Raw genomic sequence first — 15,759 nt, forward strand, 5'->3', positions numbered from 1 at the left:
CAGGCCCTAGTAACCCGTCGGCGCGATGACGGTGAGTTGACGCCCGGGAGCACCTGCGCCGTCCGGTGAAGCAGCACCGGTCACGCCGCACCGGCGCGTACGATGGAATAACGCTAATGTCCTTCCAAAGACACGTATAGTGATAATCTCGGCGCCAAGGCTTGAGCCGAAGCTTGAAGCGAAGGCGACCAGCCGAGGCATGCCCCTCGCATCGCGGGATTCGGCCGGCGCCGTTGCCGGGAGGCAATGGCTCCCTCGGTCGGCAGGACCGGCTCAATACGATGCGCGTCGGGTCGATCACCCGGCCGGCCATACCGGACGGACGGACGGACGGATACACCGTTCCGGCTATGGCCACAGGTCCCGCAATGGCCACAGGTCCCGCAATCTCCAGGCCTTTGGCCCCGACGGGGCCGCAGGGCCGCCGCATCCGGCGGATGATCGGACCAGGCCGCGGTTGCGGACCCGGGGCGGGCACCCGACCCGATTCCGGGCCGAGGCCCTGACCAGGCGAAGCAGCCAGCGTCTATGGCGTGTCATGAGGAGTCCGCAACCGGTCCGGATCTGCCGCGGGCGGGCCGGCTGCAACGGGCCCGGAGCGGCGGGACGCCACGCGCCGTCTCCGTCCCCGTCACCGTGACGTTTCCGGTCCACCGGCGTGGGGGTGAAGAAATATCCGCGCGCCGCACTCGAGGGAGACGACGGCGCTCCGACCCGGGTTCCCCGGCAGAATTGGCTATGGTCCGCCACGCGATCTAATATCACCGAAGGCATTTCGCGCGCGGGCTCCGCGAACGCTCGACCGACAGCCGGACCAGATTTCGACCCGATATCACCGTAGCCGGGACACGGGCGCCGATCGGCGCTAGATCCACCAGCGGACTGGATCCACCAGCAGAAAAGGCGGGCAGAACGCCTGTCCGCTGCGTACCGACAGCCGGTCGGGACGCCGGGAAAACGATCGAGAAAACGCCCGGCCGCCCTTGACGGTGCGTGGTTGCCGGACCGGCCCGAGGGACTAGAGCAGGCCAGTCTGCCCGGACCAGATCTGATTGGTTCCGCAAAGTGCTTGCCGCCCGCGTGATCGATGCGGGAGGCTTCCAATGCGCGGCGAGACGACGCGCGTTCCGTTCGAGACAAGCGCATGTCGACTGTTGACTCGACGCCATGGGGGGTTACACCGACGGAGCGCCCATCGATGTCATCGCTACTCAGGGAAGGCGAGACTCACCCAGCGCAGTATCGGAACTTCGACGTCCCGCATTTCGTGTCGGTTCGATGTACCCGCGGTCGGCCGCCAGCCGCCGGGGCCCGTCACGCCCGCACATTCCTATGACCGTGCACAGGCCGCGCCTCCTGCACGTGCGCCGAGTCAATCAAAACCGCACTCCGGGAAAACCCCCATATCCCCAGTGCAAACCCCCACTCCCAGTGGGAAAACTGCCCCTGCGAAAACCAGAGATAGGTGGAGTCTGTCATGACCGAACCCGTGCAGACCGGTACGGATGCCGGCGGCGAAGAGCCCCGGCTGAGTCTGGGCACGGCGGCCGCGCGCAATCTCGCGACGACCACCAAGTCCGTTCCGCAGATGCAGGAGATCACCTCCCGGTGGCTGCTGCGGGTACTGCCGTGGGTCCAGGCGTCCGGCGGCGTGTACCGGGTCAACCGCCGCCTGACCTATATACTCGGGGACGGGCTCCTCACGTTCACCACCACCGGATCCGAGGTCCGGGTCGTTCCGCGCGAACTCAGCGAGCTGCCCGCCCTGCGCGGTTTCGACGGCGAGGTGCTCGACGCGCTCGCGGACCGCTTCGCCCAACGGGAGTTCGCCGCCGGGGACGTCCTGGTGGAGGGTGGTCAGGCCGCCGACCAGGTGTTCCTGATCGCGCACGGCAAGGTCGGCAGGTTCGGCCCCGGGGAGTACGGTGACGAGGTGCTGGTCGAGGAGGACCTGACCTGGGAGTTCACGGCCCGCGCACTCACCGGTACGACGGCCCTCGTCCTGTCGCGCCAGCAGTTCTCCGAGCTCGTCGACTCCTCCGACGAGCTGCGGCGTCACCTCGACGAGTACCGGACCCGGCCCCAGCCCCCGAGCAACCGCCTGGGCGAAGCGGAGATTGCGATCGCCGCCGGGCACGCCGGGGAACCGGACCTGCCGGGGACGTTCGTCGACTACGAGCTGGCGCCCCGCGAATACGAGCTCAGCGTCGCCCAGACCGTGCTATGCATCCACACCCGGGTGGCGGACCTCTACAACGAACCGCACAACCAGCTGGAGCACCAGATCCGGCTCACCGTCGAGGCCCTGCGCGAACGCCAGGAGCACGAACTGGTGAACAACCCCGACTTCGGGCTGCTGCACAACGCCGACCTCCGCCAGCGTATTCACACCCGGAGCGGTCCGCCTACCCCGGACGACCTCGACGAGCTACTGAGCCGCCGACGCAGCACACATTTCCTGCTCGCCCACCCGCGGACCATCGCCGCGTTCGGCCGGGAATGCACCGCCCGCGGCATCTACCCGGCCACCGTCCTCTTCCACGACCAGCACGTGCCGGCCTGGCGCGGCGTTCCCCTGCTCCCGTTGAACAAGATTCCGATCAGCAGGACCGGTACCACGTCCATCCTCGCACTGCGCACCGATGAGGAGAACCAGGGGGTGATCGGCCTGCACCACGCCGGCCTGCCGGACGAATACGAGCCCGGCCTGTCCGTGAGATTCGCAGGTATCAGCGACAAGGCCATCATCTCGTACCTGGTGACCACGTACTACTCCGCGGCGGTGCTCGTCCCCGACGCGCTCGGCATCCTGGAGAACGTCGAGATCGGTCGGTGACACCCGGCCGCGCGAGCCGCTGGGATCACCCGGAACCCGCGGAATTCTGCGGAATTACGCGAGATTACGCGGGGTTCCGGGAGGGTTCCGCTGGGCTCCGCGGCATCCCGGCCCGATCTCTCCCGGCCGCCCCGACTGTTCACTTCTCCGCTGCCACCCCGGCAGACCCGGTACGCCTTCCCCGGGACCGATTCCCCGGGGAAGGTTCTCCGGGGAAGGTTCTCCGGTGCCGGATACGGATAAGGATCCGTATCCGGCCGACTTTCGGGGCCGGCCGTCCAGCCCGTGACCGAGAAAGGTTCACCAGCGGGTCATGCAGCCTTTCACGCTACCGGAGTTCTACGTGCCCTATCCGGCACGGCTCAATCCGAACCTGGAACAGGCCCGCGTGCACAGCAGGGCCTGGGCCGACGAGATGGAGATGATCGACTCTCCGCAGCACGGAACCGTGATCTGGACCGAGGCCGACTTCGACGCACACGACTACGCCCTGCTCTGCGCATACACCCATCCGGACGCCGTCGGCCGAAAACTCGATCTGGTCACCGACTGGTATGTCTGGGTGTTCTACTTCGACGACCACTTCCTGGAGCTGTACAAGCGGTCCCACGACATGGCCGGCGCCCGGGCCTACCTCGACCGTCTGCCCGCCTTCATGCCCGTCGACGGTGAGATCACCGAGACGCCGACCAACCCGGTGGAACGCGGACTCGCCGACCTGTGGACCCGGACCGTCCCGGAGCGTTCCGCCGACTGGCGGCGGCGGTTCGCGGTCAGCACCAAGAACCTACTGGACGAGTCCCTGTGGGAACTAGCCAACATCAACGCCGGCCGGCTCGCCAACCCGATTGAATACGTCGAGATGCGGCGCAAGGTCGGCGGCGCGCCCTGGTCGGCGAACCTCGTCGAGCACGCCGCCGATGCCGAGGTTCCGGCCCGGGTCGCGGCAACCCGGCCGCTGCAGGTACTGCGGGACACCTTCGCCGACGCCGTGCACCTGCGCAACGACCTGTTCTCCTACCAGCGCGAGGTCGAAGAGGAGGGCGAGCTCAGCAACGGCGTGCTCGTCATCGAACGTTTCCTCGGCTGTGGAACCCAGGAGGCCGCCGACACGGTCAACGACCTGCTCACCTCGCGGCTGCACCAGTTCGAGCACACCGCGGTCACCGAACTGCCGGCGGTCCTCGAGGAGCACGGTGTCGACCCGGGGAGCCGGCTGGAGGTCCTGGCGTACGTGAAGGGTCTGCAGGACTGGCAGTCCGGGGGCCACGAGTGGCACCTGCGCTCGAGCCGGTACATGAACCGGGCCGTGGCGCCCGGGAGCGGCGAGCTCGGCGGACTCCTCGGACTCACCGGTCTCGGTACCTCGGCGGCCCGGATCGTGCCGTCCCTCGTCACCACCGCACCGCGCCGGATCCGCTCTTTCACGCACATCCCGCACCAGATCGTCGGGCCGCTGCGCCATCCCGATTTCTGCATGCCCTTCTCGACCGGGCAGAGCCCGCATCTGGACGCCTCCCGCCGGGAGAACATCATCTGGGCCCGGGCGGTGGGGATGCTGGACCCGATTCCGGGCATCTGGGACGAACACAAACTGCGGGCGTTCGACTTCGCGCTGTGCTCGGCCGGAATCCATCCGGACGCGACCCTGCCGGAACTGAATCTGACGACGGACTGGCTCACCTGGGGGACCTACGCCGACGACTACTACCCGGTAATCTTCGGCTGCACCCGGGACATCCTCGGGGCCAAGGTGTGCAACGCCCGGCTGTCGGAGTTCATGCCGGTGGACTCCCCCGTCACCGCGGTGCCGGCCAACGCGTTGGAACGCGGTCTGGCCGACCTGTGGGCGCGCACCACCGAGACCATGTCGCCAGGCGCGCGCGAGACGTTCCGCGGCGCCGTCGAGGTTATGATCGACAGCTGGCTGTGGGAGCTGGCAAACCAGGCCCAGAATCGCATTCCCGACCCGATCGACTACATTGAGATGCGCCGGGCGACCTTCGGTTCGGATCTGACGATGAGCCTGTCCCGGCTGGCCCGGGAGCAGACCGTGCCACCCGAGATCTACCGCACCCGGCCGATCCAGGCTCTGGAGAACGCGGCCGCGGACTACGCCTGCCTCCTCAACGACGTCTTCTCCTATCAGAAGGAGATCCAGTTCGAGGGTGAGATCCACAACTGTGTCCTCGTCGTCGAGAACTTCCTCGACTGCGACCGGGAGCGTGCCCTCACGGTGGTCAACGATCTGATGACCTCCCGGATACGGCAGTTCGAGCACATCGTGGCGCACGAGCTTCCGGCGCTGTTCGACAGCTTCGCCCTGGACGCGCCGGCGCGGCAGGCGCTGCTGGGCTATGCGCGGGAACTCCAGAACTGGCTGGCCGGGATCCTCCGCTGGCATGAGGGCACGCATCGGTACGAGGAGTCCGAACTGCGGTACCACCCGACGGCGGGAGTACGGCTCTTCGGCGGCCCCACGGGGCTGGGCACCTCGGCCGCCCACGTCCGGCCGCGGCGGCCGTGACGGCCGGCGCGGCCGGCGATAGTGAAATGTAGTCAGCTCACATGCCTGGTTGGCGGTCGGACCGGCTGACGGCCGACGGGGAACACGACGGTCGGGAACATCGTGTCGGGCAGGCGCAGCAACTCGGCGAGGGCCTGGTCGTCGAAGGCCGTCACGGCGCATCCGGCCAGCCCGAGTGCGGCCGCGACCAGGTAGAGGTTCTGCACGGCGATTCCCGCGTCGAGGTGCAGGGTGCGGTAATGGCGTGCCGGGTACTTCACGAGAGTCGTGTCAAGCCGGGCGACTACGACGACCGCCATGGGCGCCCGTTCGGCGAACTCGGGTTGGACCAGCACCGAACGCAACGCCGCCGCCGGCTCGCCGGACCACAACGTCTGCGGACAGTGGTCCTCGGCGTCGTACCGGAACACGCCGCCGGACAGTTGCGCACTGTGCGCAATGACGAGATAGATGGACAGTGAATGCAGGCCACCTGCCGACGGCGCCATCCACATCCGGTGCTGACTGCCGTCGGGCAATCGGACATCCCGCTGCGGACCAACCGCCCAGCGTAGGAGCGAGGAGACATTTTCGGCGGTCGGCGCCTCGGCATCGAACCGGTACCAGGACCTGCGTGCCGCGAGCACCTGGCCGAACTCGATCGGCAGGTCCGCGCGCGGTGCCGGCAGCGGAATCCGGCTGGTGGCGGCGCGCAGTCCGTCGAGCACCACCTGCCGGGTCGGCGGACCATTGAGGACCTGTTGGGCCCGCCGGATACGCTCCAGCGCGGTGACGTCCTCGGCCACACTCGTCCTTTCGGTTACGTCGCTAATGCGCTAATGCGGTAGCGGGAGGTCGCGCCGGATGGTGCCCGCCGCGGCGAGTTGCCTGGCCAGCCGGGCGCCGCCGAGGAACGGAAGGCCGACGGAGGTGTTCGAGTACAGGCCGGGGGCCAAGGTGTGCACGACCCGCATGCCGGTGGGGCGCACGTCTTCGGTGGTGACGTCGACCGATGTCACCGGGTGGCCGGCGCCGGCGAGCGTGCGCGCGAGCACCATCGGGTCGTCGACTCCGGCGTGCCGGGCGTCCCGGTCGAGGGTCTCCCAGCCGATCGTGCCGGTGAGGGTCTCGGCGAGTTCGGCCTCCAGCCGGTCCTGCAGGCGAGGGTCGAGGAAGAGCTGGAGGTGGGTGCAGTACTCGACGACATCTGCCAGGTCGTCTCGGCAGTCGTCGAGGTACCGCCGGTCAGCTCGCCACGGCTTGAGGGGGCTGTGCGGGTTGCGTGCGGCGCGCATGTAGGGGCCCGTCGGGGTCATCGAGGTCGGCGACGAACATCTGCAGCTGGAAGGCTTCGGCAAGGGCCTTGCGCAGCGCCGGCGTGGTGGTGGTCCGGCACGCTGCTCCCATGGTCAGGTAGCCGGTCGCCGTGTCGTGCACCAGTGCGCCGGCGACGACGAGGCCGAACTCGTTCGGGAATTCGACGAACCGGGTCGTCATGCTTCCGTGCGCGCCCGTGGCAAGCTGCGCGATCCAGGGGGGCGGGGTAATGGCCCGCAACGGCCGGCGGCCGTGCCAGGCCATGGTCAGCGTGTCACGTTCGATCATCTGGCAGATCGCCGACCATTGCGCCGAGCGCTGGTCCATACCGGCGGCCAGGCCGGCGCTGAGGACCGGGCTGAGGTAGGGGAACCCGCGGGCCTGGGCCTGGTGGGCGTAGGACACCCAGACGAGCTGCGCGGGTACCCAGACGGGGGTGCCAGCAAGCAGGTCGGTGCCGGGCGTCCACTCCAGCTCGAGATCCTCGCGGTACTCGGTGAACGGGAAGTAGGGCCCGGCGTACTGGGCGGGTGAGTACAGCACCACCGAGCGCGGGTCGAGCACGGTGGCGCGGTCCGCCGTGAGCTCTTTGTGGGTGGCGCGGCGCAGTCCGGCGGGGACGAGGTTCCCGCAGTAGCGTTCGACGGCCTCGCCGACGGCGGGCCCGAGGGCGGCGTCGTCGTCGAGCAGGGCGTAGCCGGCTCCGGCGAAGTCACTGGCCCAGGCGGAGAACCTGGTGGTGTCGGAGAGGACGGCGGTGTACATGGTGAATTCGGGCGGCAGGGTGGCGGGAATGGTGTTGCGTTCGATCCGGCGGATGATCCCGGATCGGGGGTCGAGGATCGCGGCGAGGTCCATGGGTGCGCCTCAGACGTGCGGGATCGGGTACGGATAAAGGGTGTCTTCGGTGAGCTTTCCAGCAGCCAGGCCCAGCTGGGCGGGTACGTCGTAGAGCCGCTCGCCGCCGAGGAACGGGAAGGCCGCGGGCGGGTTGCCGTAGAGCCCGGGGACGATGACCCGCACGACGGTGAGGCCGGCCGCCCGCACGTCCGGGGTGGTGACGTCCGCTGACACGGCGGGCAGGCCCTGCGTCGCGAGCATGTCGAGATAGCGCCGGCGGGCTGTGTCCCCGTTGATGTCCCCGTTGGCGTCCCTGTTGACGTCCCTGTTGACGTCCCCGTCGGCCCGGGGGATGTCGGCGAGCCGGGTGGTGCGGGTGTCGTCGCGGAGCCGGTCGAGGGGCCGGCCCTGCATCCGCGGATCCAGGTAGAGCTGGGCGACCGCGGGCAGGTCGACGAGGTCGCGGAAATCCGGCCGGATGTCATCCGCGTACCGCCGGTCGGCGCGGTAGGGCAGGTAGGTGTGCGGGGGTATCTCGCCGCGGGCGACGGCTCGCCAGTGCGTGCTGTCACCGTCCGCGAGCTCGGCGGTCAGTTCCAGCATGGCGAAGGCTTCGACGAGCGCCTTCGTCGCCGCTTCCCGCGGGCCCGCCCGGCAGGCCATGCCGTATGCGATCAGCCCCCGTCCCGGTTCTTCAAGGAAGGCGGCGAGCACCGGAACCGGGAACTGGCTTGGCACCTGGAATAACCGGATGGTGCGACCGGTGCCCTCTCCGTGGGCGATGTCGTACCGGTCGAGGAGCTCAGCCGCATCGGCGACGGCCCAGCCTGCGGCGCCGCTGGCCCACCAGATGGTGTTCGCGTCGCGTTCGAAGAGCTCTTCCAACGCGAAACGCTCGGCGTGCTCACGGTTCTCGCCAGTGGCGATGCCGGCATACAGCATGGCGTGGGTGGCCACCTCGTCGGCGTGCGCACCGCGGAAGTAGTTCAGGTAGGCCATCGACGCGGGCACCAGCACCGGATCCCCGGCGTACAGGTCGCGGCCGGGCACCCAGGCCACCGGTGTCTGGCGGGTGAAGGGCCGGAAGGGGAACCCGCGGGCGCGGTACTGCCGGTCGGAGTAGAGCGCCAGGGTCGCCGGGTCGAGGGCCGGCCGCCCAGCCCTGGCGAGATCGTCGTAGCAGGCGATCTCCAGGGCGTCGGGCACGGCGTTGCCGCAGTACCGTTCCATGGCCTCCCCGACCGCGGCACGGCGCGCCCGGTCGTGATCGCTCAGGGCGGCACCGAAGCCGAACCGCTCGGCCGACCAGGTGGCGAACGCACGGGTGTCGGCGGCACGGGCGCTCCAGCCGACCCAGCAGCGCGGCATGGCGGGGCTCGGCTGGTAGGGGACGATCTGGGTGAGGACGCCGAGCCGGCGGTCGACGAGACGCCGTTCGGCCGGCGCGGGGGTGGTTGATCTCACGGGTGCTCCAGCACGGACAGGTCAACCCGGCAGCCGCGGGTTGGACCGGTGTGGATGGTCTGGGTGGCGGTCCGGGTGGCGCTGGTGGTGTACCGGTCCTGGCCGGTGTTGGGGGTGCGGGCCAGCCGCGGGAAGTCGCTGCTGGTGACCTGCAGCTCTAGCCGGCTGCCGGGGTGGAGCAGCAGGGCCGTGGCGTCGAGCGGGATCGACACCGTGGCCGCGCCGGGCCCGACGGCAGCGGCGCCGCTGGTGACCTCCAAGGCCCGGCCGTCACCGAGCCGCTCCACCAGCCGGACTATCCAGTCGGTGCCGGGGCCCGTGGTGTCCGCGGCCATCGTGACGGTGGGTGCGCCGACGATGGCGGTCGGCGTCGTCAGTGGCGGGGTCCGGAATGCCACGGCGTCGGCGCGGGCGTCCAGGTGGGCACGGTCGCAGTCCCGCGGGAGGCTGGGGAAGGGGGCGAGCGGGTCGTAGGTGAACCGGTGCTCGGCGGGCCGCTCGGGCGGGTTCGGCAGGAGTGACCCGTCAGCGCTGGCCTGCAGGCCCAGGGTGGCGGTGGGCGCCGGCCACCGGTCCAGCCAGCGTCCGCCCTCGACGAGGAACACCTTGGTGATCGACGCGTCCCGGCCGGCCAGCACGTCAAGGATCCACGCGACCTGGAGGCGTCCCAGCGGCAGTTGCGAGGCGGGCCCGTGCTCCCGCCCACCCGCCGAGCTGGAAGCGGGGGTCGACAGCTCGTGCCCCCACGGCCCGATCACCAGGCCCCGGGCGGGCCTGTTCGGAGCGCGGTCGCGGCCCGCGGTTTCCCATTGCCACAGCGTCTGCGGCAGGAAGAGGTCGTACCAGCCGCCGATATGCAGGGACGGCAGCGAGCAGCGGGCCAGTTCCTGCGTGCTGATGCCCGCCCCGAGGTCGTCGCCCGTACGGTCGTGCGGTGCCGGGCCGTCGCCGGTCGTCGACGGAGCCGGGACTGACAGAGCCGGGGCTGACAGAGCCGGGGCTGACAGAGCCGGGACTATGGCGCTCCACCAGCGTGGCACCCGTGCCCAGAGGCGCCGGCCGAGGTCAGCGACCGGCAGGTGCCGCAGCAGGTCCGGCTCGCAGCCCAGCATCTGCGCGGACAGCCCGTTCCTGCTGGTGCGGCTCTCGGCGTGCTCGGTCCACCATCCGGCGTACTCGGCCAGCCGCAGGATCCCCGACGGGTCCACGTTGGCGGGCCGCAGACCCGCGGCGGGTACCTCGCTGATCACTGCGCGCACGAGCTCGGGCACGGTGACGGCGGCTGCCCACGCGGTGAACGAGCCGTAGGAGGCTCCGGCGAGGATCACGTTCCCGTCGCACCAGGGCTGGCGGTGGACCCATTCGACCAACGCCCGGCCATCGGCGCGCTCCCCTTGATACGGGGTCCAGGTCCCGTCCGACCCGTAGCGCCCCCGCACGTCCTGGGCGACGTAGGCCAGTCCGTTCCGCGCCCACCCGACGCCGTTTGCCAGCAGCGAACCGCGACCGTACGGGGTGCGAGTGACCACCGCCGGGGCGGGTAGCCGGTCGGGACGGTAGACGTCGGTCGCCAGCAGGACGCCGTCCGCCGCCGGCACGGCCTGGTTCGCGTCGATGGCGTGCATGCCCCGGCGCCTATACTGGGTTGACCGCGAGGTTGGGAAGAGGAAGCACCGGATGCCGGCTAATCGACGCCGTGGTCAGGTCGACGACGAGCTGGTGCCCCTCGCTGGGAACGGCGCTTCCCGCCGCCAGCGCCCGCAGGTCGGCGGCGAGCAGCCCCGCCAGCACCGCAGTGGCTGCCGGGGTGAACGGGGCCGGCGGCTTGACCGTGTCGGAATCGAGGTAGGCCCAGTGGGCGATCAGCTCGTCGGGGAGAGCGGCCGCGGCGAGCCGACGTCCTCTGGTGTCCTGGTAGCACGCCGTACGGCCCGGCATTGACAAGGGTCCCACAACGAACGTGTCGCCCTCGGCGTAGCAGCCGTGCCATGGGGTGTGGTGCGCCGCGCACCACTGGTCGAGCCGGCACCAGTGCGAGTCCGGCAGCCACCGGGCGCAGCTGACGACGACGTCCGAGCCGGCGACCGCGGCCTCGTCCGCCGGGCCCACGGTGCACTCGACGTCCTCGAGGAGGTCGCCCAGGAGTTCGGTGAGCTTCCCGACGACCGGACTGTCGCCGTCAAGGCGCACCTTCCAGCCAGCCGGAACGGTCCCCACACGCCCCGGGCCGACGAACACGCCGCGATCGGTGAGCGCGGCGGTCATGCGCTCGACGGCGGGTCGGTCCACATCGGGCAGGGGCAGCTGGGTGGCTCCGGCCGCGACGTCCCGCACGAGGGCGAGCAGGCGGTCCTCGCCGCCAATTCGGACGAAGACGTTCCCGGGGGCGCTGTAACGCCAACTCCCGTCGGCGGCCCGGTAGAGATGGTGGCCAGGAGCGAACACGTCGGCTTTCCTCATCGGGTGTGTCGCGGTCGTGGTGGTCTGGTGATGGTGGACTGGTCGCGGCCGTGGTCAGCAGGGGTCATGGCCGACACGGGCCGCGCGGGCCGGGATGAACCCGGTGGAGACCGTGACCGTCGGGGCCGTCCGGGAACTGACGGCACCGGCGGTCACGGCTTGCGCTGGCTCACCAAGGTGCACTCGGTGCCCTCAGTGAACCGGGGGCACTACTCCTCGTCGTCCCACGCGAACGGGCTCTGGACGAGCGCGTGCGTGGTCGGGTCCTGCGGGGCAGCGAGGACCGGCGCCTCGGCCAGCTCCTCGAACGAGATCTCCGCCATGCTTCACCTCCTTCGCAATAAAACGGTTTTCATTTTCAACAGGAACACTAGCACGAGCGGCGTGGGGATGGGCCGATATCCACACATCAGCCGGGCGGCTCATTCGGGGGCTCATTCGGCGGCTGTCACCGCCCGGACCTCGGCGTCCGGCCCACCGGGCCCGGCCTGCGGCGGGTTGGCCGGTACCTCGTCGGCCCTGATCAGGTCCTGAAGCCTGCCGGTGTGGCCGAGGCCTGCCATCAGGCCCGCTACCAGCGCCAGGCCGACCCCGGCCGAGGCGGTCAGCAGAGCGGCCCGGGTGCCCCAGGCATCGGCGAGGATGCCGGCGAGCACGGCACCCAGCGGCGTCCCGCCCCAGGCGATCATCCTCGCGGCGGTGTTGACCCGGGCCTGCAGGCGTAGGGGGGTGACGGCTTGCCGGACGACGATGCCGTTGAGGATGACCAGGGAGGTGCTGGCCTGCCAGAGCAGCAGGATGCCCATCCCTGGCAGCCACGCCGTGTTCAGCGACCAGCCGATCAGGGCGAGCGTGCTGGCTCCGAACGCACCGAGTGTGATCGTTCCGGTGGGGACGTGTCGGTGCACGCGGCTGAGCAGCTGGCTGACGATCAGCGTTCCGAGCGCGGCGGCGACGTAGAGGAGACCGATCCGCGGGTCGTCGTCGGGAAGGCCGAACTGCCGTACCGCGACGACGACGACCAGGCCGGTGACCGCGCCCCCGGACAGGCTGCTGCCGGCCCCGAGCAGGGTCAGAGTCCGGATGAGGCGATGCCCCCGGATGTAGCGCAGGCCCTCGGCGATGTCGCGACGGGTCCGGCTCACCCGGCTGCCAGCCGGCCCGCTCCGGTCGGCCCCGCTCCGGTCGGCGGCGCTCCGGTCGGCGGCGGCCGGCGCGGCCCAGCGCACCCGGGAGAGCAGGATGGCACCGACCAGGTAGCTGAGCACATCGAGGGCGAGCACATTGGCTGCGCCCACCGTGGCCGCGGCCACCCCGCCGACGGCCGGCCCGACCAGGTTGACAACGGTGCTCACCGACACCATCGCCCCGGTCGCCGCGGCCACCGCGTCCCGTCCCACGATCGCCGGGACTGCGCCGAAGCTGGCCGCATCGAAGAACACGAAGACCGAGGCAACAAGCACCGCGGAGATCAGCAGATGGGGTGTGGTGAGGACACCGGCCCAGTGGGCCACGGGGATGCTGGCCATCGTCAGGCCGCTGAGGCAACTGGTGACCACCATCGTGCGCCGGTGATCCCAGCGGTCGACCAGGGCACCGGCGGGCAGTCCGAGCACGAGGTAGGGCACCGCTTCGAGACCGACCAGCACGCCCGCGAGCGTGCCGCTCCCGGTGCGCTGGAAAAGCAGCACCGGGAGCGCGACGAGCGTCATCGCCGAACCCGCCCAGGAGACAGCCCGGCTCGCCAGGAAAAGCCGGAAGGCGGGTACCGTACTCATCTCAGGTCGTCCCACATTTTTGGGTCTGCGGCTCAGGCGTGCAGCGCGGCGGCCAGCTTTGTCACGCCTTCCACGCCGGCGAGGTTGGCCGAGTCCGACTGCGGGAGGAAGAACATCCGGTTGTTGCGGACTGCCGCCACGGTCGGGAGCCGGGAGGTGAGGAACTTGCGGGCCTCGGCCTCGGTTTCGCTGCCGCTGAGCAGATAGACGAGGGTGCCGGGATTCTTGCTGATGAGGTCCTCCACCGACAGCTCACTGAAGTATTTGCCCTTGGGCAGGGTGCCCGCGTAGATGTTCCGCACCCCGGCGAGCCGCGCGATGTCGGTGTAGACGCCGTCGTAGGTGTAGACGGTTCCCTGGTAGGTGGCGACCATCGCGACCGGGACGGGGTCCCTGCCCTGGATCTTCGTCGCGACCTGGCGGAACCGTTCGTTGATGTCGGCCTGGACCTGCCTGGCCCGGTCCGGAATGCCGAAGATCGTGCCGAGCGCGGTCAGGTCGGTGTCGACGTCACGGACCGTCGCCTTGGTGGCGTCGTCGGTGCAGAACCCGCTGAGAATCATCACCTGGGTGCCCTGGGCCTCCAGCTCGGCGATCGTGGGGAGCTGCCGGCCGTCAAACAGATAGCTGCCATCCGCCCAGATCAGGTCGGGCCGGGCGGCGAGCAGCGCCTCTCGGGTCGGTGCGCCGGTACCGAGGACGGGTAGCTTCGCCTCCACACTGGCGTACTTCGCCGCCGGTGTGCCGCTGCTGGTATTGTACTGGCCGACGATCCGGTCCGTCAGGCCCAGTTCGATGAGGAGCTCGGTACTGGTGGTCCACCCGGAGACGACCCGCGCCGGGGCCTTGTCGAAGTGCAGGGTCCGGCCGCAGTTCGCCACCTCAACGGGATAGCGGGTACCGGCCGGGGCCGACCGGGCATCGGCCGCGCTCGCACTGCCCACGCCGGTGGTCGAACCGGACCCGCAGCCGGTGAGACCGGCGGTAACAACGAGCAGGGCGGCGACCGCGACGCCGGCGCCGAGTTTCTTCATCGGGTTCTGTTTCCTTCCATTGCTTCATCGGGTCATTGCTTTATCGGGATTTCCGCGCCAGCTACCACCGGGGCCGGCTCGTCTGTTCCGGGCAGGCTGGAGGAAGACGGGCTGGAGGAAGGCGGGCTGGGGAAGGGAAGACTGGAGAAGGCGAGGTGGAGGCGGCCGGTCACCGGGTGGACGCTCCGGTCGGCGCGCACCCCGAACACGCGGCCGATGAGGTCGGCGGTCAGGACGTCCTCCGGTTTTCCCGAACAGATCACCGCGCCGTTGTGCAGGACATAGAGCCGGTCGCAGAAGGCCGCCGCGAGGTTGAGGTCATGTAACGCGGCGAGCACGGTGATCCCGAGTGAGCGCACCAACTCCAGCAGGCTCAGCTGGGTGCTAATATCCAGATGGTTGGTCGGCTCGTCCAGAATCAGCACCGACGGTGCCTGCACGAGGGCGCGCGCCAGCAGGACCCGCTGCTTCTCGCCGCCGGACAGCGACGCGAACGCCCGCCGGGCGTGCGCGGCCATGCCCACAGTGTCGAGTGCGGCCGAGATGATCTCATGATCCCCGGCCGAGATCGGGCTCCACGCGCTCTGGTGGGGGGTCCGCCCGGTCGCGACCACCTCAAGGACGGTGAAGTCGAAGCCATCGGGGCTTTCCTGCGCCAGGGCCGCGACCCGCCGCGCCGACTGGCGCGGGGTGAGGTCCCTGACCAGGTCCGTCCCGTCGAGCAGCACCGCACCGGACGTCGGCCGCACCGCCCGGTAGACCGTCTTCAGCACGGTCGACTTCCCGCTGCCGTTCGGACCGACCAGGCCGACGAAGGCGCCGGGGGGGCAGTCGACCGTCAAGTCGTACACGATCTGTACCCCGTCGGCGACGACACCCAGACCTTCCAGGCGAAGGCCCGTCACGAGGCACCACTCGCCCGTCCCGACCGGCGCAGCAGTACGAGGAAGAAGGGCACCCCGGCGACCGCGGTGATAATGCTCAACGGCAGCTCCAACGGCCGGGCCACGACCCGGCCGAGGAGATCGGCCAGCACGAGGAACGTTCCGCCCAGCAGCGCCGTCACCGGGAGCAGCCGCCGGTGGTCCGACCCGATGAGCATCCGGACGCAGTGCGGCGCGATGAGGCCGACGAACGCGACACCGCCGGCAACGGAGATGACGGACGCTGTCAGAGCGGCGGTGACGATCAGCAGCTGGGTCCGCAGCCGGCTGACCGGGATACCCAGCGAGGCGGCGGCCTCATCGCCGAGCAGCAAGGCATTCAACGACCGGGCCTGCGCCAGCAGCCACAGCGTCGCGGCCACGACGATGCACGCGGGCAGCCCCAATGTGTCCCGCTCGGCCCCCGACACCGTTCCCAGCAGCCAGAACAGCACCGCGGCGAGCTGGTTCGAACCGACCCGCAACTGCAGGTAGCTGGTGCCAGCCTGGAACAGATAGGTCAGCGCCACCCCCGCGAGCAGCAGCCGCTGCGGGTCCAGGTAACCGCACCTACGCCCTAGGGCCTGTTTGGGAAGTATGT

13 protein-coding genes are annotated in these 15,759 nt (G+C 70.0%); 2 read left to right on the top strand and 11 right to left on the bottom strand.

The annotated features are described in order from the left end of the window. The first annotated feature begins 1,477 nt into the window (after positions 1 to 1,477). On the top strand, positions 1,478 to 2,836 hold the full coding sequence (locus tag ACY5KJ_RS08740; RefSeq protein WP_462203148.1) for a family 2B encapsulin nanocompartment shell protein: 1,359 nt from the start codon (positions 1,478 to 1,480) through the stop codon (positions 2,834 to 2,836). A 313-nt stretch (positions 2,837 to 3,149) separates the two neighbouring features. Beyond that, positions 3,150 to 5,363: a family 2 encapsulin nanocompartment cargo protein terpene cyclase gene (locus ACY5KJ_RS08745; protein ID WP_462187679.1), complete on the top strand. Its 2,214-nt coding sequence runs from the start codon at positions 3,150 to 3,152 to the stop codon at positions 5,361 to 5,363. A 32-nt stretch (positions 5,364 to 5,395) separates the two neighbouring features. Here the strand turns inward: ACY5KJ_RS08745 and ACY5KJ_RS08750 are convergent, their stop codons facing one another. From ACY5KJ_RS08750 to ACY5KJ_RS08800, 11 genes are all read right to left on the bottom strand, one after another. Further along, a complete protein-coding gene (locus ACY5KJ_RS08750) occupies positions 5,396 to 6,148 on the bottom strand; it encodes a SagB family peptide dehydrogenase (RefSeq protein WP_462187678.1) in 753 nt (250 codons plus the stop codon). Positions 6,149 to 6,178: 30 nt separating this feature from the next. After that, positions 6,179 to 6,637, bottom strand: coding sequence for a hypothetical protein (locus tag ACY5KJ_RS08755; protein WP_462187677.1), 459 nt, complete (start codon positions 6,635 to 6,637; stop codon positions 6,179 to 6,181). After that, complete coding sequence (locus ACY5KJ_RS08760; protein ID WP_462187675.1) at positions 6,588 to 7,517, bottom strand: YcaO-like family protein; 930 nt, start codon at positions 7,515 to 7,517, stop codon at positions 6,588 to 6,590. Before ACY5KJ_RS08760 ends, ACY5KJ_RS08755 begins: the two co-directional genes overlap by 50 nt. 9 nt (positions 7,518 to 7,526) lie before the next feature. Further along, positions 7,527 to 8,963: a YcaO-like family protein gene (locus ACY5KJ_RS08765; protein WP_462187674.1), complete on the bottom strand. Its 1,437-nt coding sequence runs from the start codon at positions 8,961 to 8,963 to the stop codon at positions 7,527 to 7,529. Beyond that, complete coding sequence (locus tag ACY5KJ_RS08770; RefSeq protein WP_462187672.1) at positions 8,960 to 10,588, bottom strand: CocE/NonD family hydrolase; 1,629 nt, start codon at positions 10,586 to 10,588, stop codon at positions 8,960 to 8,962. Before ACY5KJ_RS08770 ends, ACY5KJ_RS08765 begins: the two co-directional genes overlap by 4 nt. 10 nt (positions 10,589 to 10,598) lie before the next feature. Continuing rightward, positions 10,599 to 11,423: a TOMM precursor leader peptide-binding protein gene (locus tag ACY5KJ_RS08775; RefSeq protein WP_462203149.1), complete on the bottom strand. Its 825-nt coding sequence runs from the start codon at positions 11,421 to 11,423 to the stop codon at positions 10,599 to 10,601. A gap of 209 nt (positions 11,424 to 11,632) precedes the next feature. After that, positions 11,633 to 11,746, bottom strand: a complete 114-nt coding sequence (locus ACY5KJ_RS08780) for a streptamidine-related RiPP repeat protein (RefSeq protein ID WP_023840694.1) — start codon at positions 11,744 to 11,746, stop codon at positions 11,633 to 11,635. A 111-nt stretch (positions 11,747 to 11,857) separates the two neighbouring features. Beyond that, positions 11,858 to 13,201 carry an MFS transporter gene (locus ACY5KJ_RS08785; protein ID WP_462203150.1) on the bottom strand — a complete coding sequence of 448 codons (1,344 nt, stop codon included), beginning with the start codon at positions 13,199 to 13,201 and terminating at the stop codon, positions 11,858 to 11,860. A gap of 32 nt (positions 13,202 to 13,233) precedes the next feature. Continuing rightward, positions 13,234 to 14,235: an ABC transporter substrate-binding protein gene (locus ACY5KJ_RS08790; RefSeq protein ID WP_462187669.1), complete on the bottom strand. Its 1,002-nt coding sequence runs from the start codon at positions 14,233 to 14,235 to the stop codon at positions 13,234 to 13,236. 32 nt (positions 14,236 to 14,267) lie between these two features. After that, complete coding sequence (locus ACY5KJ_RS08795) at positions 14,268 to 15,140, bottom strand: ABC transporter ATP-binding protein (protein WP_462187668.1); 873 nt, start codon at positions 15,138 to 15,140, stop codon at positions 14,268 to 14,270. Continuing rightward, positions 15,137 to 15,759 (bottom strand): FecCD family ABC transporter permease (locus ACY5KJ_RS08800; protein ID WP_462203151.1); only part of this gene is annotated, 623 nt, incomplete at its 5' end. The genes ACY5KJ_RS08795 and ACY5KJ_RS08800, both read right to left, overlap by 4 nt.

This window comes from Frankia sp. CcWB3 (genome assembly GCF_977927595.1).